General features: G+C 48.2%; 20 protein-coding genes, 1 pseudogene and 1 riboswitch. Of the genes and pseudogenes, 7 read left to right on the forward strand and 14 right to left on the reverse strand.

The genetic code is table 11. The features are described 5' to 3' along the window. Positions 1 to 8 precede the first annotated feature (8 nt). Genes RTV33_RS01170 through RTV33_RS01190 form a run of 5 tightly spaced genes read left to right on the forward strand, consistent with a single transcriptional unit; the run spans position 9 to position 3,633 of the window. Entirely contained in the window at positions 9 to 944 is a 936-nt protein-coding gene (locus RTV33_RS01170) for an RnfABCDGE type electron transport complex subunit D (RefSeq protein WP_312640667.1), read from the forward strand. Continuing rightward, positions 941 to 1,504 (forward strand): RnfABCDGE type electron transport complex subunit G, encoded by a 564-nt coding sequence (locus RTV33_RS01175; RefSeq protein ID WP_312640669.1) that lies wholly within the window; start codon positions 941 to 943, stop codon positions 1,502 to 1,504. Before RTV33_RS01170 ends, RTV33_RS01175 begins: the two co-directional genes overlap by 4 nt. Before the next feature lie 29 nt (positions 1,505 to 1,533). Next, positions 1,534 to 2,202, forward strand: coding sequence for an electron transport complex subunit RsxE (rsxE, locus tag RTV33_RS01180; RefSeq protein ID WP_396327200.1), 669 nt, complete (start codon positions 1,534 to 1,536; stop codon positions 2,200 to 2,202). A gap of 2 nt (positions 2,203 to 2,204) precedes the next feature. After that, the gene (locus RTV33_RS01185; protein ID WP_312640672.1) at positions 2,205 to 2,804 is read left to right on the forward strand and encodes an RnfABCDGE type electron transport complex subunit A; all 600 of its coding nucleotides are present in this window, start codon (positions 2,205 to 2,207) and stop codon (positions 2,802 to 2,804) included. A gap of 19 nt (positions 2,805 to 2,823) precedes the next feature. Beyond that, on the forward strand, positions 2,824 to 3,633 hold the full coding sequence (locus tag RTV33_RS01190; RefSeq protein ID WP_312640674.1) for an RnfABCDGE type electron transport complex subunit B: 810 nt from the start codon (positions 2,824 to 2,826) through the stop codon (positions 3,631 to 3,633). Positions 3,634 to 3,684: 51 nt separating this feature from the next. Here the strand turns inward: RTV33_RS01190 and RTV33_RS01195 are convergent, their stop codons facing one another. From RTV33_RS01195 to RTV33_RS15605, 7 genes and pseudogenes are all read right to left on the reverse strand, one after another. Then, positions 3,685 to 4,320: a DedA family protein gene (locus RTV33_RS01195; protein WP_312640676.1), complete on the reverse strand. Its 636-nt coding sequence runs from the start codon at positions 4,318 to 4,320 to the stop codon at positions 3,685 to 3,687. A gap of 105 nt (positions 4,321 to 4,425) precedes the next feature. Beyond that, on the reverse strand, positions 4,426 to 6,732 hold the full coding sequence (locus RTV33_RS01200; protein ID WP_312640677.1) for a molybdopterin cofactor-binding domain-containing protein: 2,307 nt from the start codon (positions 6,730 to 6,732) through the stop codon (positions 4,426 to 4,428). Next, positions 6,729 to 7,184, reverse strand: coding sequence for a 2Fe-2S iron-sulfur cluster-binding protein (locus RTV33_RS01205; protein WP_312640679.1), 456 nt, complete (start codon positions 7,182 to 7,184; stop codon positions 6,729 to 6,731). Before RTV33_RS01205 ends, RTV33_RS01200 begins: the two co-directional genes overlap by 4 nt. 2 nt (positions 7,185 to 7,186) lie before the next feature. Then, positions 7,187 to 7,972 carry an FAD binding domain-containing protein gene (locus tag RTV33_RS01210; protein WP_312640681.1) on the reverse strand — a complete coding sequence of 262 codons (786 nt, stop codon included), beginning with the start codon at positions 7,970 to 7,972 and terminating at the stop codon, positions 7,187 to 7,189. A 122-nt stretch (positions 7,973 to 8,094) separates the two neighbouring features. Then, positions 8,095 to 8,196, reverse strand: a riboswitch (purine riboswitch). Positions 8,197 to 8,254: 58 nt separating this feature from the next. Then, positions 8,255 to 9,091, reverse strand: a complete 837-nt coding sequence (gene proC / locus RTV33_RS01215) for a pyrroline-5-carboxylate reductase (protein WP_312640683.1) — start codon at positions 9,089 to 9,091, stop codon at positions 8,255 to 8,257. Between the two features lie 119 nt (positions 9,092 to 9,210). Beyond that, positions 9,211 to 10,863, reverse strand: a complete 1,653-nt coding sequence (locus RTV33_RS01220; protein WP_312640685.1) for a hypothetical protein — start codon at positions 10,861 to 10,863, stop codon at positions 9,211 to 9,213. 1,024 nt (positions 10,864 to 11,887) lie between these two features. Continuing rightward, a pseudogene (locus RTV33_RS15605) lies at positions 11,888 to 12,097 on the reverse strand (hypothetical protein); the annotation flags it as partial. Positions 12,098 to 12,183: 86 nt separating this feature from the next. On the opposite strand from RTV33_RS15605, the gene RTV33_RS15610 reads away from it, so the two are divergent. Beyond that, positions 12,184 to 12,558 carry a CAP domain-containing protein gene (locus RTV33_RS15610; RefSeq protein ID WP_396327201.1) on the forward strand — a complete coding sequence of 125 codons (375 nt, stop codon included), beginning with the start codon at positions 12,184 to 12,186 and terminating at the stop codon, positions 12,556 to 12,558. 186 nt (positions 12,559 to 12,744) lie between these two features. Here the strand turns inward: RTV33_RS15610 and RTV33_RS01230 are convergent, their stop codons facing one another. The 7 genes from RTV33_RS01230 to RTV33_RS01260 all read right to left on the reverse strand — a co-directional run bounded on the left by RTV33_RS01230 (position 12,745) and on the right by RTV33_RS01260 (position 23,681). Then, positions 12,745 to 15,165, reverse strand: a complete 2,421-nt coding sequence (locus RTV33_RS01230) for a methyl-accepting chemotaxis protein (protein ID WP_312640689.1) — start codon at positions 15,163 to 15,165, stop codon at positions 12,745 to 12,747. 474 nt (positions 15,166 to 15,639) lie between these two features. Then, positions 15,640 to 17,316, reverse strand: a complete 1,677-nt coding sequence (locus RTV33_RS01235; protein ID WP_312640691.1) for an alpha-glucosidase — start codon at positions 17,314 to 17,316, stop codon at positions 15,640 to 15,642. Beyond that, on the reverse strand, positions 17,313 to 17,966 hold the full coding sequence (gene pgmB, locus RTV33_RS01240; RefSeq protein WP_312640693.1) for a beta-phosphoglucomutase: 654 nt from the start codon (positions 17,964 to 17,966) through the stop codon (positions 17,313 to 17,315). The genes RTV33_RS01235 and pgmB overlap by 4 nt, the downstream gene beginning before the upstream one ends. Further along, the gene (locus RTV33_RS01245) at positions 17,963 to 20,230 is read right to left on the reverse strand and encodes a glycosyl hydrolase family 65 protein (RefSeq protein WP_312640694.1); all 2,268 of its coding nucleotides are present in this window, start codon (positions 20,228 to 20,230) and stop codon (positions 17,963 to 17,965) included. The genes pgmB and RTV33_RS01245 overlap by 4 nt, the downstream gene beginning before the upstream one ends. Before the next feature lie 18 nt (positions 20,231 to 20,248). Continuing rightward, entirely contained in the window at positions 20,249 to 21,079 is an 831-nt protein-coding gene (locus RTV33_RS01250; protein WP_312640695.1) for a carbohydrate ABC transporter permease, read from the reverse strand. Between the two features lie 11 nt (positions 21,080 to 21,090). Next, positions 21,091 to 22,323, reverse strand: a complete 1,233-nt coding sequence (locus tag RTV33_RS01255) for a sugar ABC transporter permease (protein ID WP_312640696.1) — start codon at positions 22,321 to 22,323, stop codon at positions 21,091 to 21,093. Positions 22,324 to 22,415: 92 nt separating this feature from the next. Continuing rightward, a complete protein-coding gene (locus tag RTV33_RS01260) occupies positions 22,416 to 23,681 on the reverse strand; it encodes an extracellular solute-binding protein (protein ID WP_312640699.1) in 1,266 nt (421 codons plus the stop codon). Positions 23,682 to 23,843: 162 nt separating this feature from the next. Between RTV33_RS01260 and RTV33_RS01265 the strand changes: the two genes are divergently transcribed. After that, positions 23,844 to 24,044, forward strand: a 201-nt coding sequence (locus tag RTV33_RS01265) for a hypothetical protein (RefSeq protein WP_312640701.1), incomplete at its 3' end; no start/stop codon positions are given.

Here is a 24,044-nt window from a genome sequence, read left to right on the forward strand (position 1 = left end):
TGTTTGCTTTGACTAAAAAACTAATCGTATCGTCATCGCCGCATATTCACAGCAGAAGAACAACCCAAAGCATTATGCTGGATGTTGTGATCGCACTGCTGCCGACACTGGTTGCGGCAACTATTATCTTTGGCAGCAAGGCATTGATTCTCACAGCTGTCTGCGTTGTTTCCTGCGTCTTTTTTGAATGGACGCTATGTAAAATTACCAAACAAGAAAATTCAATCTCCGACCTAAGCGCAGTGGTAACCGGTATCATTTTAGCGTACAACCTGCCCGCTGAGCTGCCTGTTTGGATGGCGGTAATCGGCTCGTTTGCCGCGATTGTGATTGTAAAAGGATTGTTTGGGGGTATTGGACAAAACTTTGCCAACCCTGCGCTGGTGGGGCGTATCGTGCTGTTCGTTTCGTTCTCTTCCGCTATGACCACATGGGCAAAACCGTTTGCATACCAATACCCTACTGCCGATGTTATGACCACGGCTACCCCGCTGGATTTGATGCGTGCCGGTAAATGGACTGAGTACAGCGACCTGTTTTTTGGTACCGTCGGCGGATGTCTTGGTGAGACCTGTGCGCTTGCGCTCATTATCGGCGGTATCTACCTTGTAATTCGTAAGGTAATTAACCCAATTATTCCTCTCGTTTACATTGGTACGGTTGCTCTTGGTGCTGTCTTGGGCGGCGAGGATATGCTGTTCCATGTACTTAGCGGCGGTTTGATGCTCGGCGCCATTTTCATGGCAACCGACTATACTACCTCCCCCACCACAAACTGGGGCAAGGTTATTTTCGCAGCAGGCTGCGGTATTCTAACTATTGTTATTCGTCTGTTCGGCTCTTACACCGAGGGCGTTTCGTTCTCCATTCTGATTATGAATATTCTTACCCCGTATATTGAAAAAGCAACACTTCCCAAGGTGTTAGGAGGTGCAAAACAATGAGCAAAGTAAAAGAAATACTGATGCCTGTTTTGGTACTGGGTGCTGTATGTTTGATCGTTACATCGCTGCTGGCGGTTACGAACTATTACACTGCCCCCATTATCGCTGCTAACGAAGGCTCAAAATCGGATGCTTCTCGTATCATTGTACTGCCTGAAGGTGATACATTTGTTAAGGTTGACCTGCCTGCTGAAGAACTTACTGCAAAAGGTGTTACCGAGGTTTACAAGGCCGAAAACGGCGCGGGCTTTACCATAACCACCGTAACTGTTGGCTACCATGGTGAAATTACTGCAATGTTCGGTATTGACACCGAGGGTAAAATTGTTGGCCTGACTGTGATTAACCACAGCGAGACTCAGGGACTGGGTGATCGTATTACCGGTGCCGAGTGGCAGAGCCAGTTTATTGGCCTAAGCGGTACTTTAAACACCGTGTCAGGCTCAAAAAATAACGATAATGATATTGTTGCATTGGCGGGCGCTACCATATCCTCCAAAGCAATGACAACCGCCGCGAACTCCGCGTTGGCTGTATTTGAAATGGCGAAGGGGGCGTAACGATGAGTAAAAAAACAACCAAAGGCGGTATGACATACCTGTCTGTTCTTTTAAACGGTATCATCAAGGAAAACCCCGTTATGGTGATGCTGCTGGGTACCTGCCCTTCTCTGGCAGTGACCACAATGGTAAGCAACTCTATCGGTATGGGGCTTGCTACCACTTTTGTTCTGATTGGCTCTAACGTTGTAATTGCGTTGATTAAAAAGCTTATTCCACCGACTGTACGTATTCCCTGTTACATTGTTGTTATTGCAGGGTTTGTAACGATTATCAAACAGCTGATGATGGCTTATGTACAGCCGCTTTATCTGGCACTTGGCGTATTCCTTGATCTAATTGTTGTAAACTGCATCCTCTTGGGACGTGCAGAGGTATTTGCAAGCAAAAACAAAGTAAGCTATGCTTTTTTTGATGGGCTGGGCATGGGCCTCGGCTTTACCCTGTCGCTGTTCGTCATCGGCAGTATTCGAGAGCTGCTTGGCAGCGGCACCTGGATGGGTATTACCGTTACCGCTGATCTGATTGAGCCGATGGGCATTTTTGCTGCACCGGCAGGTGGCTTCTTTGTATACGGTATTCTGATTGCGCTTGTTGGCGTACTGATGAAAAAAGCCGGCAAAACCCCAAGAAAATCATTTGGCTGTTCTTCCTGCCCGTCGGCAGGCAGCTGCCATAATAAACAGGAGGAGTGCTGATCATGGAGTTTGTAAAAAGCTTATGCATTGTGTTGTTCAGCGCCATTCTGGTGGACAACTTTGTACTTGCCAAGTTTATGGGTATCTGCCCGTTTCTCGGTGTATCAAAAAACTTAAACTCTGCATTTGGAATGAGCTGCGCGGTCACTTTTGTTATGGTAATGGCAACCGCGGTTACTCATCCGCTGTATACCTACCTGCTCTTGCCAAACGGTCTTGGCTATCTCGACACGATTACCTTTATCCTTGTTATTGCGGCATTTGTACAGTTGGTTGAAATTGTTCTTAAGCGCTATATCCCCTCGCTGCATAAAACACTGGGTGTTTATCTCCCGCTTATCACCACCAACTGTGCAATACTGGGCGTTACACTTCTGAACATCAAAGAGGGTTACGGCTATGCGGTTTCTCTGGTAAATGCACTGGGCGGCGGCCTTGGTTTTATGCTTGCAATGGTATTGTTTGCAGGGGTTCGCTCTCGTCTGGAAGACAGCCGTATTCTCAGATCCTTTGAGGGTCTGCCAATCACTCTTGTTTCCGCTTCAATCGTCGCTTTGTCCTTCCTTGGTTTTGGCGGCGTAATCGACGGTATATTTAAGTAAAGAAAGGCAGGGTAATATTATGTTGAATGCAATTTTAGTCCCTGTCTTGATTTTGACAGGAGTCGGCGTTGCCGCAGGCGTTATGCTTTCACTGGCATCTAAATTTATGGCGATTCCGGTAGACGCAAGGCTTGAGGAGGTGCGCGAGGCACTTCCCGGTATCAACTGCGGTGCATGCGGCTACGCCGGCTGTGACCAGTATGCCAAAGCCATTGTTGAGGAAGGTGCTTCTACCAGCCGCTGCATTCCGGGCGGCGACAATACCTCAAAGCTTCTCAGCGAGCTGATGGGGACCACAGACGGCGGCATAGACGAGATGGTAGCATACGTTGCCTGTAAGGGTGTTCCCGGAGAGGACAAGAAGAAGCTTGATTATAAAGGAATTGATTCTTGCTATGCGTCAAGCCTGCTTTACGGCGGAGATTCCAGCTGTAGTTACGGCTGCCTAGGCTATGGGGATTGTGCGAAATCCTGTCCGTTCGGTGCAATTGATTTGGTCAACGGTATTGCAGTAGTTCGCCCCGAAGTTTGTACAGGCTGTTCACTTTGTGTAACAACCTGCCCGAAGGCACTGATCTCCATGTATCCGCTGAACAAGCCGATTCATGTGGAGTGCCGCAACAAGGACAAGGGCGCAAAAACACGCAAGGTGTGCGCAAACGGCTGCATCGCATGTAAAAAATGTGCCAATGTTTGCCCTACCGACGCAATCACCGTGGAAGAAAACCTTGCGTTTATCGACGTAGAAAAGTGTATTACCTGTGGTAAGTGCATTGAGGTATGCCCGGTAAACGTTATTGAAAGATTCCACCCCACCTGTGAGGCATAAACAATGTTAAAAACCCGGCTGCAAAGCAGCCGGGTTTTTCTTTTCTTTATTTTATTGTTGTGGCGGAGAGGTACCTTTTTTTGAAAAACGTTTTCGAAAGAATACGAATACCAAAATCAGTGCAATTGCCGCAAGCACCGCCAAAGTGATATGGGAATAGGTGCTCATGTAGCCGAGAATACTCTCCCAAGACTCGCCTGCAAATACGCCAAAATACACAAGTATGATGTTCCAGGTAAACGACCCAAGCGTTGTAAGCGACAGGAATAGCCCCATGTTCATTTTCGCCATGCCCGCAGGAATGGAGATGAGGCTGCGTACAATGGGGACACACCGGCAAAACAAAACCGTACTTTTGCCGCGCTTTTCAAACCAACTGCACGCTTTGGTAACATCACCTTTTTTAAAGTGCAGCAAGCGCCCTATTTTCCCCTCCAGCCAATGCTCCAACCGTTGTGGAGAAAGCACCCTGCCAACGCCGTAAAGCACAAGTGCACCCAGCACCGAGCCAGCCGTAGCCGACAGGATGACACCCCAAACACTCATATCGCTATAGGTTGTCATAAAGCCGCCGAAGGTGAGTATTACCTCCGATGGAATCGGCGGAAAAATATTTTCAATGGCTATCAGCAAAAAAATACCAATGTAGCCAAATTGGTTCATAACCTCTATAATCCAGTCTTGCAATGTTTCACTTCTCCCACAGCGCACCCTACGCGCCCCAAGCAGGTAATACGCAACTATCATGCAAAAGAGCCTTACCTTTAGTAAGGCTCTCCTGTACATTCATTTTTATCCGTTTTTTTGCAGCATTGCAAGTTTAATTTTTTCTGCGGCAATGGGCAGCGACCGGATATTGACCCCTGCAGCATTGTAAACAGCACCCGCAATGGCAGGGCTTGGTGAGTTGATGACGATTTCGCCGATGGATTTTGCACCAAACGGGCCGGTCGGCTCGTAGCTGCTTTCAAAGGCAACACGTATGTCCGGTACATCCAAGCGGGACGGAATTTTATATTGCAAAAACGAATCGTTCATCATCTTACCGTTTTTGTTGTACTGAATATCCTCATACATTGCCATACCAATGCCCTGTGCAATGCCTCCCTCGGCCTGCACGGTGGCAAGGTTGGGGTTCACAACGGTTCCGCAATCCACTACGCCCACGTAGTCAATCAGCTTGATCTCACCGGTCTCGGTATCCACCTCTACCTCGGCAAAGCCTGCCATCAGCGGCGGCGGCGAGGTGGGGCTGCAGTGGCTTGCATTGGCGCACAGCCAGTTTCCGGGCTTGCCACCCACCAGCTTCTGTGCCAACTTGTCAAGCGTAATAAAATGGTTTGCATCGGCAGAGCTGTAAACCCTGTCACCGTCAAATTCCACCAGCACAGTCGGAATTCCAAGCAGTTTGGAGCCTTCCTCCTTAATCATGGAAATGAGCTGAGCACAGGCTTTTACCACCGCCATTCCGGTAACGTAGGTAGTACTGGACGCATAGGAGCCGGTGTCATACGGGGAATGGTCGGTATCCACACTGTCCACCGTAATACGCTCGATGGGGCAATGCAGTAGCTCTGCCGCCATCTGTGCAAGAATGGTGTCGCAGCCCGTCCCCATATCGGTCGCACCAATCATCAAGGTGTAAAACCCGCTGTCGTTGAGGCGAATTGCAGCACTGGCAACGTCTATGTTCGAAATTCCCGAGCCCTGCATGGTAATGGACATCCCAACGCCCCGAACACGGTGGTCGTCCACCTGTACGCTCGGGTATTTTTTGTCCCATCCTATCATCTCTTTGCCCTTGTTGATGCAGTTTTGCAGCATCGTACTGCTGAGCGCTTCGTTGTAATAGGCAGGCATCTTTTCGCCCTGCTGCGGTATGTTTTTAAGACGCAGCTCAGCGGGATCGATGTTCAGCTTGTGTGCCAGCTGGTTTACAATCGATTCCACCGCAAAACAGCCCTGCGTTGCGCCATAACCGCGGAATGCACCCGCCGCCATGGTATTCGTGTATACGACGTCGTAGGTGAATTTAAACGCATTTGCTTTGCTGTAAAGCGGAATAGTCTTGTGCGCGGTGAGCCCAACCGTGGTGGAGGCATGCTCGCCGTATGCACCTGCGTTTGAAAGCGTATGCAATGAGATTGCTTTGATGATGCCATCCTTGGTAGCACCCAGCTTGACGGTAATGCGCATTTGATGACGGCTATTGGAGGCCGCAAAGGATTCCTGACGGGTGTAAACCATTTTGGCAGGCTTGCCTGTTCGGAGGGTTACAAGCGACGGGAACAGCTCGCTCACCATCGTTTGTTTCGCGCCAAAGCCGCCACCGATACGGGGCTTTGAAACACGCACCGCTGATTGCGGCAGCCCCAATGCACGCGCAATGGTTCTACGGCAGTGGAACGGAATTTGCGTGGAGCTCACCACGTTCAGACGGCCATTGCAGTCCAGATAAGTGTAGGTGCGGAAGGTCTCCATCATCGCCTGCGCATTTGCTTTGGTGTAATAGGTTTCTTCCAGCACTACATCGCATTTTGCGAACTCCTCATCCACATCGCCGTGGATTTCAGAGCCGCTTGCAACCACATTGTGCAGGCGGTTTCCACCGATATCAAAGTTGTTGAAATAGTCGTCTTCCTCATGGATGACGATTGCATTGTCTTTTGCTGCTTCAAAATCGAGCACAGGCTCACGAACGTCATACTTTACCCGGATCATACCCAGCGCTTTGTCGACGGCTTTTTCGTCTCTGCCCGCCACAATGGCGACCGGGTCGCCAACATAGCGCACCACCCGCTCCAGAATGTAACGGTCGTAGGGGCTTGGCTCGGGGTACGACTGACCCGCGAGTGTATGTCGGATTTTCGGAACATCCTCATAGGTTAGCACACACTCAATACCGTTTACCCGAAGTGCGGTATCTGTTTTGATGGATTTAATTTTAGCAAACGCATGGGGACTGCGCAGCACCTTAACAACCAAACACCCCTGCGGGACAATGTCATCGGTGTAAACACCCTTGCCGGTGGTAAGTGCCATGCCGTCCAGTTTTGGAATTCGCTGATTGACCTGTTTGAGTTGATTCACCGGCTTCATTTGCACTTATCCTCCATGTATTCCTGAATTGCTCTGATATGGCTGGTGTAGCCTGTACAGCGGCAGAGGTTCCCCGCAAGGTATTCTTTGATTTGCTGTTCGGTGGGGTTTTTCAGTTCACGCTTCATAGCGAGCACATTCATAATAAACCCGGGGCTGCAAAAGCCGCACTGCTCCGCCCCCTGGTTCACCATAAACTGTCCAAACTCCTTGGCTTCGTCCTGCAACCCCTCCAGCGTGGTCACCTGCCTGCCGTCTGCCCTTGCGGCGGGGTAAGAGCAGGAGAGTATGGGCTTGCCATCTACCCAGACGGTGCAAAGTCCACAATTGTCGGTTTCACAGCCGCGTTTTACACTGACAAAGCCGTATTTGCGCAGAAAATCGATCAGCATCATATCGTTTGGGATGTGCTTATCGAATAATTTATCGTTTACCGTAATCTTTACTTTCATGCTTATGCCTCCTCCCTGCACTGCTGAACCGCGCGTTTTACCAGCACCTCCGCCAGCAGCCTGCGGTACTCTGCCGATGCACGAAGATTATCTCCGAAGGTGAGTTCTTTGGCGGCAGCCTCTGCGGCTTGTTCTGCTGATGCGCCCTGCGAGAGCAGCTTTGCCGCATTTACCGCAAGCGCAGCACACGCCGGTCTTGCACCAACCGAGATCTTCCAATCATCCTCTAGGCAGCCGGCAGCCACTGCAAGCACCGGGAAATCGGTGGCGGTATTGCGCATGCTTTGGTATGCAGCGGTGCGTCCGTCATCTGCAATGATAAGCTGCTTTAAAATATCGCGTTGCGGCGGGAGCGCAATAAACTCCTCTAGCGGCATCACGCCGCCGAGGTGCAGCTCTACGCTGGTGTCGAGCGCAAGCAGAGCGGTTATAATATCGGAAAAACCGTAGCGCGAAAATACGCTTGCACCCACCGTCGCCATGTTGCGGAACTGAACGCCTACAATGTTATGTACGCACTGCGGTAAAATACCACCGAAACGTTTTTGCAGCAAAGGGCTGGTTTCAAGCTCGCGCAGTGTGGTAGTGGCTCCAATATAGATTTTGCCGTCCCCTTCTGTGATATAGCTTAGATCCAAACGAGAAAGGTCAATTGCTGTGCGGATTTTTTTATGCCCCATTTTTAGCCAGCAGCAGCCGCCCAATACCGCATTCTTAGAATCTTTTTGCAGCAATTCGCATGCTTCATCCAGCGACTGTGCAAACTGATAGCTTTTAATCGTATACACTTTCATCCTCCTTTTATATCAAACAGGCTTTTTACAAAAATAAAAAACTCCCCTAAAAAACGAGGAGTTCATCACAGAAAAACAGACTCCTTGCAATGGATGTCCTCTTGCAATGGAGCCGATTTTTTGTTATAAAACCTCGTAGTCTGTCAATTTACGGCTGACAGGTAGAAACTTTTGGACCATATCTCCAAATTTATACGACAAGTTTATTATATCTTAAAGCTGTTCTACTGTAAACACTCTGTGTCAAAAAATATCGTTTTTTGCTGAAAGGTAAATTCAGGCTTTTTTCCCAACCTCAATCATACGCGCACAGCTTGCATCCACCGCATCAATTACTGCAGCGCGGAATCCGCCTTTTTCCAAAGCGCGAACACCCGCAATGGTTCCGCCGCCCGGCGAGCAAACACTGTCTTTTAACACGGCGGGATGAGTACCTGTTTGCAGCACCATTTCAGCCGAGCCAGCCAGCGCCTGAGCCGCCAGTTTAATTGCCATTTCGCGCGGTAAGCCTTTTTCCACACCGCCGTCTGCGAGCGCCTCAATAAACATATAGGCAAAAGCGGGGCTGCAGCCGCTCACACTGGTGAGAGGGTCAATCAGATTTTCGGGCAGCAGGTAGGAGATACCCACCAGATTAAAAAGCTCCATACCGAGGTCACAGTGTTCTTGGGTGGCATTTTTACCCGCGGCGATACCCGCTATGCCCTTGCGTACCAGCATAGGGGTATTGGGCATAACGCGAAGCACAGGGTTAAATGGAAGAAACTCCTCGAGGTAATCGAGCGTGATGCCGCCCATAATCGAAATCACCAGTTGATTCTCCCGGAATGCGCTGCTTACATCATTGAGAACCGGGCGAGCATACTGCGGTTTTATTGCAAAAACAACAATATCGCTTTGCTCAATCACCTGCTTCGCACCTGCGGCATCCGGTTTATTTACCACCGTATTTACATGGTATTTTTCCGCAAGGCAGTGCAGCCTATCGGCATTCACATCGGTGATGCTGATGTTTTGGGGAGGTACCAGCCCGCTTGCGACAATACCGCTGAAAATGGCTTCACACATCTGCCCACCGCCGATAAACCCGATCTTTTTATTCTCTAACATCATTTTTTCCTCCATTTTATTGTGTTGCCCTGTAAGATTAAAAGCTATAAGATATTTGCAATCAAATTTAGAAAAATTACTATTACTTCTAGGTTATGCGAAACGGCCGCATCTGTCAAGTTTTACATTTTAATATTTCTAAAGTAAAGCAGTTTTGCAGCAATATCCCAAGGAAGTGTTTGCTTTTCTACCAAAGAAGCAATTTGCGGAACCAAAGGCGAAAACGGAAGATATTTTTGCATCAGCACTAAGTTTTGGCTGCTTGGTGATGACCCATCGATTCGTGTTGCGGGGGCAGAGGGATTTTTTAAAATACGGTTTTCAATCGTTTTTGCAAACATCGCCATATCCGCGTCGGAAAAACCCAGCCCCGCGCTGTGAATGAGCTGAATGCTGTTTAAATCAAGTGCAGCGTAGTTGGTGGTTTCCCAGTAGGTTACGGTGTTGGAGGGGTCTTCCCAGTAACGCCACAAATACCCTGTTTTGGTGGCGGTCACCTTCGTCATAAAATAGCTGCAGGCTTTGTTCACAATCTGCTTTAGCTGTGCGTCGTTCTCTTCTTTTGCATACAGCGCCATGGCCGACACCAAGGGCAGCTGCTGGTTCCATGGTATGACCCCCCCACCATTTAAAAAGGTGGGGGAATCATCCATTTCCTTAAAGAACCCACGTTCATCCCAGTGTGTTGCCAGCAATGCGTCAAACATACGCTTAATTTCCTTTTGATAGCGCTTTGCATCGGGGTGACCCTGTTTTTTCAGTTCTATGTAGGTTTGTGTCATCGGCTCTAAAATAAGCGCGGTATGGATTGGGGTGGGCACATTGGTGTTTTCCACCAATGTATAATCTTGAGCTTTTGGTAGCGTCGGCGCATCTTCGCTCAACCAAATTACCTCAACGACATGCTTGTCCTTTCTGGGTGAGCCATAAAAGCTCCACGGAATCTCCTTTTCTACCCTTTGCTCAAAATTTGCAAGCGTCAACCCTGCGAGGGTATAGGTAGTATCCTTATGGCGGATATTCAAGGTGAATGTACCTGCGACATGGTCTGTTTTTACCGCTACATAGGTTTGGTCGTTGCCTTGTGAGTGAAACTGCAGGGTTGCCAGCCGATTTCCGTCGGCATCGGTTAACGTGTAGAAAGACCCATTGTATCGCGATGTAGAGCCCCATAGCGGGTAGACATTGCCGTCAAATGCGGGGCGGCCGATGACGTCGTCACGTTTTTTCAAAAGTGTATCGTACATTTGCACCGATTCCTGCAAAAACATGTCATCCCCCGTCGCTTTATACGCGTAATACATCCCCTCTAAAATCCAGCTGATCTTCCAGCTTAGGTGCGCTTGCAGGGGAGTATCGTAAGAGTAGTTCGTGACTGAGGTTGTCCAATCGGAAGTGACAGGGTAGATAAACTTTTTCTGCGGTGTACCTGCACCGAATTCTTTGTAGATTTGCGCTTTCAGCTTTTCATTCACGGGGTCTGCCGGGGGCTGTGGCTCTACAACCGGTTCGGGTGCAGAGGATACCTCCGGCTCTGTGGCAGGCGGTATGGCAGGCTTTTGCTCTGCCGGTAAAGAAGATACGGCAGACGATGATTCTGACGATTGCACTTCCTGCGGTGAAGCAGATTCGGAGGAAGCAGGGGCCTCTTCCTGCGAATGCATTTCCTCCACCGATAGGGATGAATCGGATGATTGCGGCAGATTTTGCAAAGCCGAAGAACAGCCGCTTAACATAGCAGCAAGCAAAGCGATGAGAACGACACATTTTTTCATAACAAAATAACACCTGTAGCCTTTCTGTCTGGGTTGAAATATAAAAATGTCACTTACAGGATGTCATTTGTTGTGTTGGATACTGTCTGGCAGCGGAACAGACAGCACATGGCAGAAGCAATCTCAGTTTATTCCACTGCTATTGTACTAATTTTAACATTATAGTCAGGGTCAATCAACCGAATCAATTATTTTCTCCAAAGGTAAATATTTCCCACAAAATATATCACGCAGATATTATACCAAATAGACAGATTATTTAAAAAAATTTATACAAACCTAAAAAATAAATTGCGGTATCTATTAAAAGATTGGATAAGGAGGCAGAACCTTCTTACCGCACCAGATATTGGGGTGTGCCGTACTACATGTTTAGTGTTATGATGATACGTATGTAAATTATATTTACAAATCTTAGAACAGGAGAATTCGAAAATGAAGAAGAAACTTTTGATTGTGATTCCTTGTGTACTAGCCTTACTGGTATCGGGAATATTTGCACTCACCAACAACAACGGTGTACTTCCACCGGGGGAAGCAAGCAGTAGCCAAAGCTCGTTTGAGCGTGATGAGGAAGTGCTGCGTAATGAGGAAACGTCGCGTGATGTGCAAGACCAAAGTGAAACTGAGGTAGAGTCGGATACAGAAAGCCTTGCGAGCAGCGAGGCGAGATCCAATTCTGCGCCACAGTCCTCTCAAACAGAGTCAGTCTCCCGTAGTTCTACTGCAAGCTCGAAACCTACGAGCAAAGCTCCAAGTAAAGATGCAAGCAGGGCAAGCAATTCAGACGTTCAGGCATCCTCGGGCAAGCCTGATACGAATGACAGCTCCTCCAACAAAACCAATTCCGATAATAATTGTATCGGCAATTCTGGTTCCAACAACAATTGTCTCATCCACTTTGGTACCGACAACAGCTGTTCCGGTAATTCTAATTCCGGCAATAACTGCTTTAGCAATTTAGGCTCCAATAACAATTGCTTTAAAATTTTCGGTTCTAACAACAACTGCTTCAAACCTGGTTTTAACAACAATTGCCCCAGCAAGCCCAACTCCAATAACAACTGCTCCGGCAATGGTTCCAATGGCAACGGCTCCAATGGCAATGGCTCCAACGGCAATGGTTCCAATGGCAATGGCTCCAACGGCAATGGTTCCAACGGCAATGGCTCCAACGGCAATGGCTCCAACGGCAATGGTTCCAACGGCAATGGTTCCAACGGCAATGGCTCCAACGGCAATGGTTCCAACGGCAACGGTTCCAACGGCAACGGTTCCAATGGCAATGGCTCCAACGGTAGTAACTCCAGCCTCAGCGAACTGCAAAACCGTGTTGTAGAGCTTGTCAACAAAGAAAGAACCTCAAGAGGGCTCAGCGCCTTAACCGCAAACAGCAAGCTCAGCGATGTTGCCACTTTAAAATCACAGGATATGGCTGACCTGAACTATTTTGATCATACCTCCCCCACCTATGGTTCCCCCTTTGATATGATGAAACAGTTTGGTATTTCTTACACCGCAGCAGGCGAAAACATTGCTATGGGACAACCCACCCCCGAAAAGGTCATGGAGGGATGGATGAATTCTGACGGACACAGAAAAAACATCCTAAGTTCCAGCTTTACGCAGATTGGTGTCGGCGTTGTTAAGAATAGCAACGGGCAGTACATCTGGACACAAATGTTCATTAAATAAGATAATCTTATGCTTGGTGGCAGGCTCTGAAAGGCCTTGCTATTTCTAAACTTACCTAAAAACAAAGAGGTCGGACATCAACATGTCCGACCTCTTTATTTTTACTCAGCTTAAGGAGGGTAAACTGAGCTACTTATTGTTCAGCTGGGATTACTGATTGCTGGAGGTTGCTTTGGATGGGTCGACTCAGTACTTGCTTTCGAGTAAATCGAAAGCAGCCTCTTTACTCGCGTTCCCCTCTTTATAGTTCCATGTAGATTCGGAATCAGAAAATGATGAACCTGTTAGGTTTTCCGCTTCACCTTTTAGTTTAAACTGGCTGACAACCTCTTTGAGTAGTTGAGCCTGTCCGGTAAGCTCTTCGGATGCTGCAGCACTTTCCTCGGCGGTGGCAGAGTTGGTTTGCACCACGTTTGAAATCTGCTCGACGCCCTGGGTTACCTGTGCAATTGCATCTGCCTGCTCGCTCGAAGCATAGGCAATATCATCCACAAGCCCCGTTACTTTTCCAACACCGTTTACTACAGCCATCATAGAGTTTGCGGTTACATTTGCAATTTTTGTACCGTTTTCAACCGCCTTAACGGTCTCTTCAATCAGGGATGTAGTGTTCTTGGCTGCTTCAGCCGATTTGCTGGCGAGGTTCCGAACTTCATCTGCTACCACGGCAAAGCCTTTTCCCGCTACTCCTGCTCTTGCAGCCTCTACCGCTGCGTTTAGTGCAAGGATATTGGTTTGGAACGCAATATCTTCGATGGTTTTAATGATTTTGCCGATTTTACCGGATTTGTCGCTGATTTCATCGATTGCAACAATCATTTCCCGCATCTTTTCGTTGCTTGCCTCAACCTCTTTTACAGCAAGTGTAGATTCTTCGCGAGCTGTTCTTGCATTTTCTGCATTCTTTTTAATCTGTGCAGAAATTTCTGTAATTGTGGCTGAAAGCTCTTCAATTGAGCTAGCCTGTTCGGTTGCACCCTGCGACAGTGCCTGCGCGCCATTCGATACCTGACCCGCCCCGTTCGCAACCTGATCAGACGATTGATTGATATCACCCATAACTTCGTTTAGGTTGTGTATGATATTCTTCAGAGAGCTCTCAATCTGTTCCAGTTCTCCTACATAGTTTACAGAGGTTTTTATATCCAGGTTTTTATCGGCTACGCTGTTCAGTACGGTTGAAATATCGCCAATCACTGACTTTAACGTTTGCGCTGTGTTACTAAAGGCTTTCATCAAAGTGCCGATTTCATCCTCTGATTTGGTCTCCAGGTGAATATCAAAGTTACCGTTGGAAATTTCTTCGGCGGCTTTTACAACACCCTGAATTGGGCTGAGCATTTTCTTGAGTGCGAAAGCAACAGTTCCAACGATTATAACAAGGGCCGCTACCGCCATCACTATCATCCCAAGTGTAGTGGATTTTATAGCTTCGTTCATATCGTCAGTTTCCAGCGCGGTTAAAGTCCACCAATTGGTGCTTCCGGCTTTGATCGGGTTATAGAAGCGTGTTATTTTTCTGCCGTCCTCACGGGTTGTTTCAATTGAGAATGCTTCACCTTTTTCAAAAGATGCTTGAACAGCCGTGAGCTCATTTTCTTTGGCAAAGAACTCTGACATGTTTTTGCCTACATTGTTGATGTCCTCACTGTCGTATATGATAACTCCTTTGTTATCGTAAATAGTGGCAAACATGCTCGGGTAGCGTTCATTTTCGGACTCAACCTTTGCAAAGTTTGTAACATTAATATCCGATAAGATAATACCTTGCAGCTCGTTGTTAAGCATAATGGGTGACGAAACCGAAACCATGGTGACACCATTAAATTTATATGGCTCTGTGAATACAGTTTCCTTGCTCTGTGCCGCGCTTACATAGTATTTTTCTTTGGAGTATTCCGAATACACTCCAAATGGGCGAATTGCAGAGTTGGTATCTGACTCTGAAACATAGAAAGCGTAGCTTTTTATGTTTTCATCAAATTTGTAAGGTTCAAACATAGCACCCACGGCTACGATATCGTCGTTATTGATCGCTGTATTTCTTGCCGTTTCTGTAATAAATTTTTCAGCATCGGATTTGATCTGGCTGATCTCTATATTATAAATGCTGCTGTAATACTTCTCTTTTTCAGGTATTGGTTGAGCTTTATTTTTAGCTGAAGAAGCTTTGGTCTTACTTTTGGCAGCTGCAGCCTCGGCCTCAGCTTCTAATGCTGCTTGTTCAGCATCGGCTTTCTGCTGGGCTTCAAGCTTATATACCTTGGTCAAGTACTCTTGCATATTTTGGGTTGTAGTCTCAGCAATATCAAAAATCTGCTGTACCTGAAAACCATTCGATTTGGATATTGCATTAAACTCTGCCGAAATGGTTTCACCAATAACGTCTTGTGCAGAAAGCACCGTGAAGCCAATCAGTACAACAAAAATTACCGTTAACAGAGCGGTAATGGTATATGCAATTTTTGTTGCTAACTTCATCTTTGATAATTTTATTCCTGATAAAATATTAATCTTTTTCATTGACTTTACTTTTTTCGGCGCTTTGATTTTTTTGGGAGCCTTCATCTTCTTAGGAGCTTTCATTTTTTTTGAAAAAATTTTCATTTTTAGTCCTTCCTTACTTTGTTGTTTATATCATTGCTTCATGCACTTTTATCTCCGGAATGTATGTAAGATGCTTGTGGCTGAATACACCTCAGAATGACTTGATTCAGCAATGAATAAATACATTTTTTATTACGTCACCACCCCTAACAGTGATCTTCCTTAGATCCTCACCTCCGCTGGTAAGAGTAATTTGGGGGTTATCGGCACTTCTCCAAGCTATAAATTTAGCATTATAAACAAACGCCTGCTACTCTTCTACTTTAAAATCTTGAACAAAATATGTCTTTATATAATATTTCGACATATTTCGCGATTTCTTTATTGTTTTAATAGAATTAAGAAAATATTAGGTAAAAAAATATGTCGAATAAACAAATTTTTGCGCAGCAATAAAGGGAATGGGTGACCGCAGCAGCGGCACCCATTCCCTTTATTGCTATAGTAGATTCCAATAATCGTAAAAAACTTCGTTTACCTTTTGCTGTAGACGCGGCATTCGTATGGACGCAGTGTAATTTGCTGGGTTAAGCTGCAATCCGAATAATTTGCAATTAAAAGCTGGGAGCTGCCTGCCAGAAAGCCCTGCGGAATGTGGTATGTCACGCCATGGTCTGCAAAACTGCAAATAATCAGAAGCGTTTCATCTTGGCTGCTGCGCGTGTAGCAGAACAGTTCCTCATTACTTGGGTCGAGCAGTTCAAAATGCCCGTCAATGATGACCTGATATTCACGGCGAAGCCGGATTAGCTTTTGATAGTAACTAAAAACAGAGTTTTCGTCGTTCCTCTGCGCTGCCGCATTGATTTTTGTATAATTGGGGTTGACCGGTATCCACGGTGTGCCGGTGGAAAAGCCTGCGTTCGGGCTGTCGTTCCACTGCATAGGGGTACGGGCATGATCGCGGCTGATATGGTTGATATAGCGGAACATCTGTTGCGGCGAAACACCCTGTTCCTCCACCATCTGGCGGTAACCGTTGAACACCTCCACATCACGGCAATCGTCCAGAGTTTCAAAACGGGTATTGGTCATCCCCAACTCTTCACCCTGATAAATATAGGGGGTTCCCTGCTGAAAGTGCAGGCAGGTCGCCAGCATCTTTGCGCTCTCTAACCAGTATTTTTTGTCGTTGCCGTAACGCGACACCGAACGGGGCTGGTCGTGGTTTTCCCAGTAAAGGCTATTCCATGCAACACCCTCCAGCTCGGTCTGCCATTTGTTAAACACTGCTTTTAGGTCACTGAGGCGGTAGCGGTTATCATGCCAGCGCCCGCCGCCAACAGCCTCCAGCCCCACATGCTCAAAGTGAAACACCATGCTCAGCTCGCTGCCATCCAAATTAGCGTAGCGTCTGGCATCTTCCGGGGTTACCCGGGCGGTTTCACCAATAGTGATGAGATCACGTCCGGCCAGCGTACGGCGGTTCATCTCCTGCAAATATTTGTGGACACGGGGGCCCTGAGCAGACGCATCTACTCCGCCTGCGTACAGCTCCCCCTCCCGGATGACTCCATCAGGCAGGCCATCGGGTTTAGAGATATTGCTGATCACGTCCATGCGAAATCCATCAATGCCTTTATCCAGCCACCATGTCATCAGCGCGTAAACTTCTTCACGCATAGCAGGGTTATCCCAGTTTAAATCCGGCTGCTTTTTAGTAAACAGGTGCAAGTAATACATTTCTGTGGCTGCATCGTACTCCCAAGCAGAGCCCGAAAATTCGCTGCCCCAATTATTCGGCGGCGCCCCGTCTTTGCCTTCGCGCCAAATATAATAGTCGCGGTAAGGGTTGTCTTTGGATTTACGGCTTTCCGCAAACCACGGGTGTTCGTCCGAGGTGTGGTTGACTACGAGATCAAGCACAATTTTCAGCCCCCGCTCATGTGCCTTTGCAAGCAACAGGTCGAAGTCCTCCATTGTGCCGAACTCAGGCATAATCGCGCGGTAATCGCTGATGTCATACCCGTTATCATCATTCGGAGACTGAAAAATCGGCGAGATCCAAACCATATCCACACCCAGCTCTGTGAGATAATCCAGCTTTTGTGTGATTCCCGCAAGATCCCCTATGCCATCACCGTCAGAATCCATAAAACTGCGGGGGTAAATCTGGTAAACCACACTGCTTTTCCACCACTGTTGCTTCATTCCAAATCATCTCCGTTCACAATTGATATAAGCTGCGCAAAGGACGTGAGTGGATAAGTAACGGGCGCGTAGTCGTATGCAAATCCGACACCTGCACAATCAAACCCGCCTCTCATCGCGGCATCCACACCCGAGGGAGCGTCCTCTACCACAAGGCAGCTGCGCGGGGGAAGCCCCAATGCCGCCGCCGCTTTCAAGAACACTTCGGGGTTGGGCTTAGAACAGGCTATGCTGTTGCCGTCACATACTGCATCAAAAAAACTCTCAAGGCCAATCTGTTGTAAAATCAGACCCGCATTTTTACTGGAAGAGCCGATGGCGAGCAAAGCCCCAGCCGCCCGAAGATGCTCTAGCGTTTGGCATATCTCATCGGTGAGGTCGGCGGTGGTCATCTGCATCAGATACTTCTGGTAGTACCCATTTTTTTGCCCGGCAAGTTGTTCCTTTTGTTCCTGCGAGAAGTGCTGCGCACTGCACTCCAGTATGATCTCTAAGCTTTCCATGCGGCTCACCCCGCGCAGGCGGTTGTTAATCTCTCTATCAAACGGGATGTCGTTTTCATCCGCAATCTGCTTCCACGCCAAATAATGATATTCATCTGTAGAGCAGATGACACCGTCGAGGTCAAATATCACAGCCCTGTAATTCATACGCTTACCTCCCGGAAGCTAAGAGAATCCTCCAGCAGGTATTCCCTCTCCTCGACAAACAGCCTTACAGGGGGGCCTTGCAGTAGTTTAATTGCAGATCCGCAGCGTTTTACCTCCACCTGCAATAGGCTTTTTCGATAACGCAAACGGAACCGATAGCCTTCCCACTCATCGGGCAGGGCAAAGGAAAAATGCATACCGTCCGCTCGGCACCGCAGCCCTGCAAACCCCGCCACAATGGCAAGATACGAGCCGCCCATATTTGCGGTATGGATGCCGTCTTTTGTGTTGCCGTGAGCGTTTTCAAGGTCGGTACAGGCGGTATTCAAAAAGTATTGATATGCCTTTGCCGCCTCGCCCAGCCGCGCGCTGACAATTCCGAAAATACAGGTGGAAAGTGAAGAATCATGCGTGGTTATTTTTTCATAGTAATGCAGGCTGTTGCGAATGGTACTTTCTGCAATTCCTTCGTCGTACAGGCAATGGGCAAGAACCGTATCTGCCTGCTTGCATACCTGATGCCGATAAAGTGCCAACGGGTGATAATGCAGCAGCAGCGGATAATCTTCCGGCGGGGTATTTGCGAAGTCCCACACCGCTTTGTTCATAAAGCTGTCATCCTGCGGGTTAATATCCAGCTGCTCGTCGTAGGGCAAATACATTGCAGCGGCAGCGCGTTCAAACTCAGCTGCCTCTTCCGCGGAAAGTCCGATTTTCTCTGCCGCCTGCAAACTGTTTGCGGCCTGTAAGGCATGGTAAATTTCTGCCGCGCCACACAGGTTCTGCTGCGCTGAGCGGTTGGTAAAATAGTTGTTATTGACGATACAGGTGTACTCATCGGGCCCCGTAACGGCATCGATACAGAACATACCTCTGCTGTTGTAGTGCCCCGCATCCAGCCACAGCCTTGCGGCCTCAAACAGCACCTCCGCCCCTTTTTCCGCCATATAGCCCAAATCATCGGTTGCATAATAATACTGTAAGAAAGAGTGTGCTACATCACCGTTGATGTGATACTGTGCGGAACCGGACGGAAAATAGCTGGAGCACTCACTGCCCGTAATGGTGCGCCAAGGGTAAAGTGCCCCGCGGCGGTGCCCCATAATGCGTGCATGGACGCGTGCGCTATCCAAAATGCCATAGCGGAAATCCAGCAACCGCTTTGCCATTTCCGGCTGCGTCATCAAAAAGAACGGGAACATATAGATTTCGGTATCCCAAAAATAATGCCCCTCATAGCCCTCGCCGGATAACCCCTTTGCCGCAATGTTGCTCACAGAATCGCAGCCTGCGCTTTGCAGCAGCCCATACAGGTTAAAATCGAGTGCCTGCTGTACGATTGCGTCTCCGTCTATTTCTACCCGAGATTGTTTCCAAAATTGGTTGAGGTATTGCTCCTGCCGGAGGTAGAGGGCATCCAGCCCCTGTGCCCTCACCTGCGCAAGGATATTCAGCGCCGCCTGCACAGGGTACTCCTGCCTGCGAGAGTCGCAAAGCACACAGTACTTATGCAGGGCTACGCTTTCGCCCCCTTGCAGCCGGGTTTGAATGGTGGTGGTAATTTTTTTACCTTCTGCCCTGCTTTGTATCTGAGCAGGGCGCGTCAGCTCATGGGCAGTGCAGACCGCCATAGTAAGTCCTGAAGCAGCTGTACGGCACTTCATCACCCCAATATCTTCGTCTGCTTGCACCGAAGCGGGTGTGATATTCCAAACACTTTCCGACGCTACCCGCGGGTCAGACGGGTCGCTGAAGTTGCGCACATCGCCGTCAACTGTGCTGGTGAACCGTACCTCTCCGTCATAATTAACACTGGTTATACGGTAGTCGATGCAAAACAGCTCCCGTACAGCGAAGGATGCCATGCGCGTAATTTTAATGTTAAGCTCTGCACCCTTTGGGCTGCGCCATTCGATGCTTCTTACGCTCACTCCGCGGCTCATATCCAGACAGCGCTGATAGGAAAGTAGCTCCCCCTCAAACAGTGAGAACTCCTCCTCCCCCACCAACAGTCGAATGGTCTGCACATCGGGCAGATTGATCATTCGCTGGGCAGAGTTTGGAAAGCCGTGGAGTGCCTCGGGGTATTTCAGCTCTACCGTATCGTAAAAACCGTTGATATAGCAGCCACGTATGGAGAGCATATCGGAGGGGTATCCCTCCTCAAAGTTGCCCCTCACCCCAAGGTACCCGTTCGCTGTATGAAACAGCGACTCCTCGCAGAGTAGATTGTTTTTATCGAAATAATCTCTTATCAGTTTCATTCTTTTGTTCCGCCTTTGCTATTCTTTCACAGCGCCATTGACAATACCGGACACGATCTGCTTTTGGAAGATTAATACTATGATGAGGGTGGGGATCACTACAGTGATTGTAGCAGCGGTAATTTCGCCCCAGAGGATGCTGAACTGTGTCCGCAGCGCGTTAATCGCGACGGGAACGGTCTGATACATTTTATCGGAATTCAAGGTATAGGTCAGCAGGTATTCGTTCCATGCTGCAATAAATGTCATAATAGCGGTGGTAAACACACCGGGCGCTGCCACCGGAAACACTACCTTCCATAAAATACGCCAAGGGGAGCAGCCGTCAATCTGCGCCGCTTCCTCGATAGCAAGGGGAATTTTTTTAAAATGGGTTACCATAATCCACACCGCACTGGGCAGGGTGATCGTAGAGTAGGCAAGCGTCACCCAATAGCTGTTGAGCAAATTGATGCTGTAGAACATGTTAAAAACAGGCCCTACAATAATCATTTGCGGAAACATGGATACGCTTAGAATCAACCCCATCAGCAGGGTTTTACCGCGAAAACGAAAGCGCGCAATGATATACGCGGACATAGAAGCCACGATTACCACATACACCGTGGTAAGAATGGAAACAATAAAGCTGTTTTTCACCGCATTCAGAATACCTTTTTCCACAATCACCGTTATGTAGTTATGCAGTGTGGGGTTCTGGGGGATGATGCGAAAAGCGGTATCACCGAAAATCTCTGAACCGGGCTTAAACGAGGTAATTAAAATCCAAAAAAAGGGGAAGATGCTGATGAGCAGAAAACCGCCCACCACAGCCCAGGAAACAACGGTTGCAGCAGATAATTTTTTCATAACAGCACCTCCTAATCCTCTTTTATAACTTCTGCGCCCAGCACCTTGACGAACAGCACGGCAATTGCCGCCACGCAAAGGAACATAGCGACCACAATCACCGCTCCGTAGCCATAGTTGCTCTGGCTGATCATTGCCTTGTATGCATAGACTGAAAGCGTTTCTGTTGCGCCGCCCGGCCCTCCCCCGGTGAGTATAGCAATTAGGTCGTACACGCGGAAAGCGTCCAGTGTGCGGAACAGCAGCGCTACAAGAATGGAGGACTTCATCATAGGCAGAGTGATCGTGAAAAAAGTATGTACTTTGCCCGAGCCGTCAATCGCGGCACTTTCATAAAGCCCCCGGTCAATCATCTGCAGGCCTGCTAAAAGCAGCAACGCCATATATGGGGTGGTTTTCCAGATATCTGCAATGATGGCTGCCGTCATCGCTCCGCCTGCCGAAAGCAGCATCTGCTCAGGGGCGCCGATGAGACCAATCTTATAAAACAGCTGTGCAACCACGCCGCTGCTGCCGTCGTACAGGTAGCTCCAAATCAAGGCAGAAACCGCCGTAGGAATTGCCCATGGAATGAGCGCCGTAGTGCGCACCAGGCCGATTCCCCGAATAGCCTTATTCATAATGAGCGCGAGCGCCATTCCCAACACCAACTCAACGGTTACCGATACAACAGTGAAAAGCATGGTGTTACCCAATGCGGTAAAAAAGCGGTGATCACCCAGCAGCTTTTGATAACCGTTCATGCCGATAAAATTTGGCTGAACAAAGCAGGTCTCCATCTCATCTAAAATGGTAAATACCTTTTCTTGGTTGTAAAAAACAGTATTGGGGTAACGGTTGTAAACCGTTTGCAGCTTTGAACCGATCCGGTCGATAAAATCAGAAAGCTCTTGTGCTTGTTTGGCAGAAACTTTTTGCGCGCCGGATGCATCCTTTAAGGGTTCTAGCTGCGTCATAACGGCAGAAATCTCTGCGGAAACAGCATTGAACTCTGCTGCATCTTCCTGTTTTACCAGAGTAATATCATCCAGCAAAAAGTAATTGATATAATCACAATCCTCGTAAAACAGCCCCGCATTGAAGCTGCTGTGCAAAAACAGCTTGTTGTACTGCTGGTCGTTTGTGCGGTAATCAAAGAGTGTGTATAAAAAAGAACTGAAGATGGGATACAGCGAAAACACAGCGATCAAAATCAGCAAGGGCAGAATAAACAAGAATTGCTTTAGTGTCATATTTTTTTTCATGATACTCCCCCTCTCGTATAAACATACCGTGATACAATTGAAAGGAAAAGAGCAACCCTTCCCTTTGCTGCCGGGTTGCTCTTTTGACTCAATTATTGCTCTTTCATTGCTTGTTCAATTGCCGCAGCCGTAGTATCAAGGTCTTGCGAGCCGGACAGATACTTGTGGATGTTTTGCTGCAGCGTATCGGAAAGCTTAGCGTATTCTGCAGAAATGGGGCGGGCAATGGTGGTTGCTAAAGCCTTTTGGAAGCCGGGCAGGCTGAGCATTTCGTTGGATGCGAGTACTTCGGCATCTTCCAGCGCCGCGTTCCAACCGGGGAGATAACCGCCCTTGGTGCTCATGATTTTTTGCCCGTCCATGGTGGCAATAAACTTCATCAGTTCCCATGCGCCTTCTTTGTTGGCACTGTTCTTATTCATTGCCAGCAGCCAGCCGCCAACGCTTCCGCCGCCCGGCAGCGGAGCAATGCTTACCTGCTCGGTTTTAATGGTTCCCTCGCTCTTGATTGCACCCCACTGGTACGGCCAGTTGCGGGCAAACACACTGTCACCTTTGATAAAGCTGTTGGCGGTTTCGCCCTCGGTGTAGTTAAGAATATTCTCGGGTGTCGCCTTGGAATCGGTAGCTTTCTTCATAGCGGCAAGCCCGCCTTTCAGGTCTCTCCAATTGCCGGTAAACTCGTTGGCATTGCAGATAAGCCCCTCGTACAGGCTAGACTGATAGACGAAACCGGTTTTGGTGCCGCCCTGCCCTGCATAGGTTTCTGCCATGGCAATCAGGTCGTCATAGGTATAGTTGCCGCTCTCAAGTTTTGCTGCATCTTCGGCAGAGACGATATCTTTGCGGAAATAGAGGATGCCCAGATCTGGGAAGAAGGGCAGTACATACTGCTTGGCGCTTTTGCTGCCCGAAGCCATAGAGCCTGCGTTAAATTGGCTGACACTCAGTTTAGAATCTTTCATGTAAGAATCGATCGGCTCAATATAGCCCGCTGCGGCAAATTCGCCCGCCCACACCACGTCGAGGGAAAGAACATCGTAATCCGACGAGCCCGCCTTAAGTGAGGTGATAAGCTGCTCGCGCATTGCACCGGAATCGTTGGTCATATCCACCCACTCAGCGGTATATTTCTCTTGAGAGGCGTTGAACGCATCGATGGCTGTTTTGGTAGCCGGGGTGCTGTCGCCCTGTGCTGCAAACTTAATGACTGTCCGCTCTGCCGGGACAGGCGTTGCCGGGGCAGATTCGCTGGGGGAAGCGGATGCTGATTCCTGCGGAGCGGGTGCCTGTGTGCCGCAGGCTGCCATGGTTAGAACCATTGTAAAAGACAACAAGACTGCAAAAAACTTTTTCATCTTTTTTCCTCCTTTAATTATGCGGTTTATGTTTTAGTAAATGGCTTTGTTCATTGGCTCAATCATATCATGTCTATTCCATTTGATATATCATAATTCTCATGTTTATGATATAATTTCAACATAGATAATGCAAAATTTTAAACATAAGGTGATCTATTTATGCAGTTCGACACATATGACCTGCCTAAGATGCTGCATTATGCGCTGCGCTTGCCGGTTGCGCTCTACCAGGGAAAGCTGCTGCTTCAGAATTTTCCATCAAAAATTTCGTCGGTAGTGGGCCTGCTTCAAAACGGAGACCCTTTAGATGGGCTTGCCTATGGCAAGGGGCAGCCCTATACCGCACAGTACCTTTCTAAC

The organism is Hydrogenoanaerobacterium sp. (assembly GCF_032017025.1).
Lineage (GTDB): Bacteria > Bacillota > Clostridia > Oscillospirales > Ruminococcaceae > Hydrogenoanaerobacterium.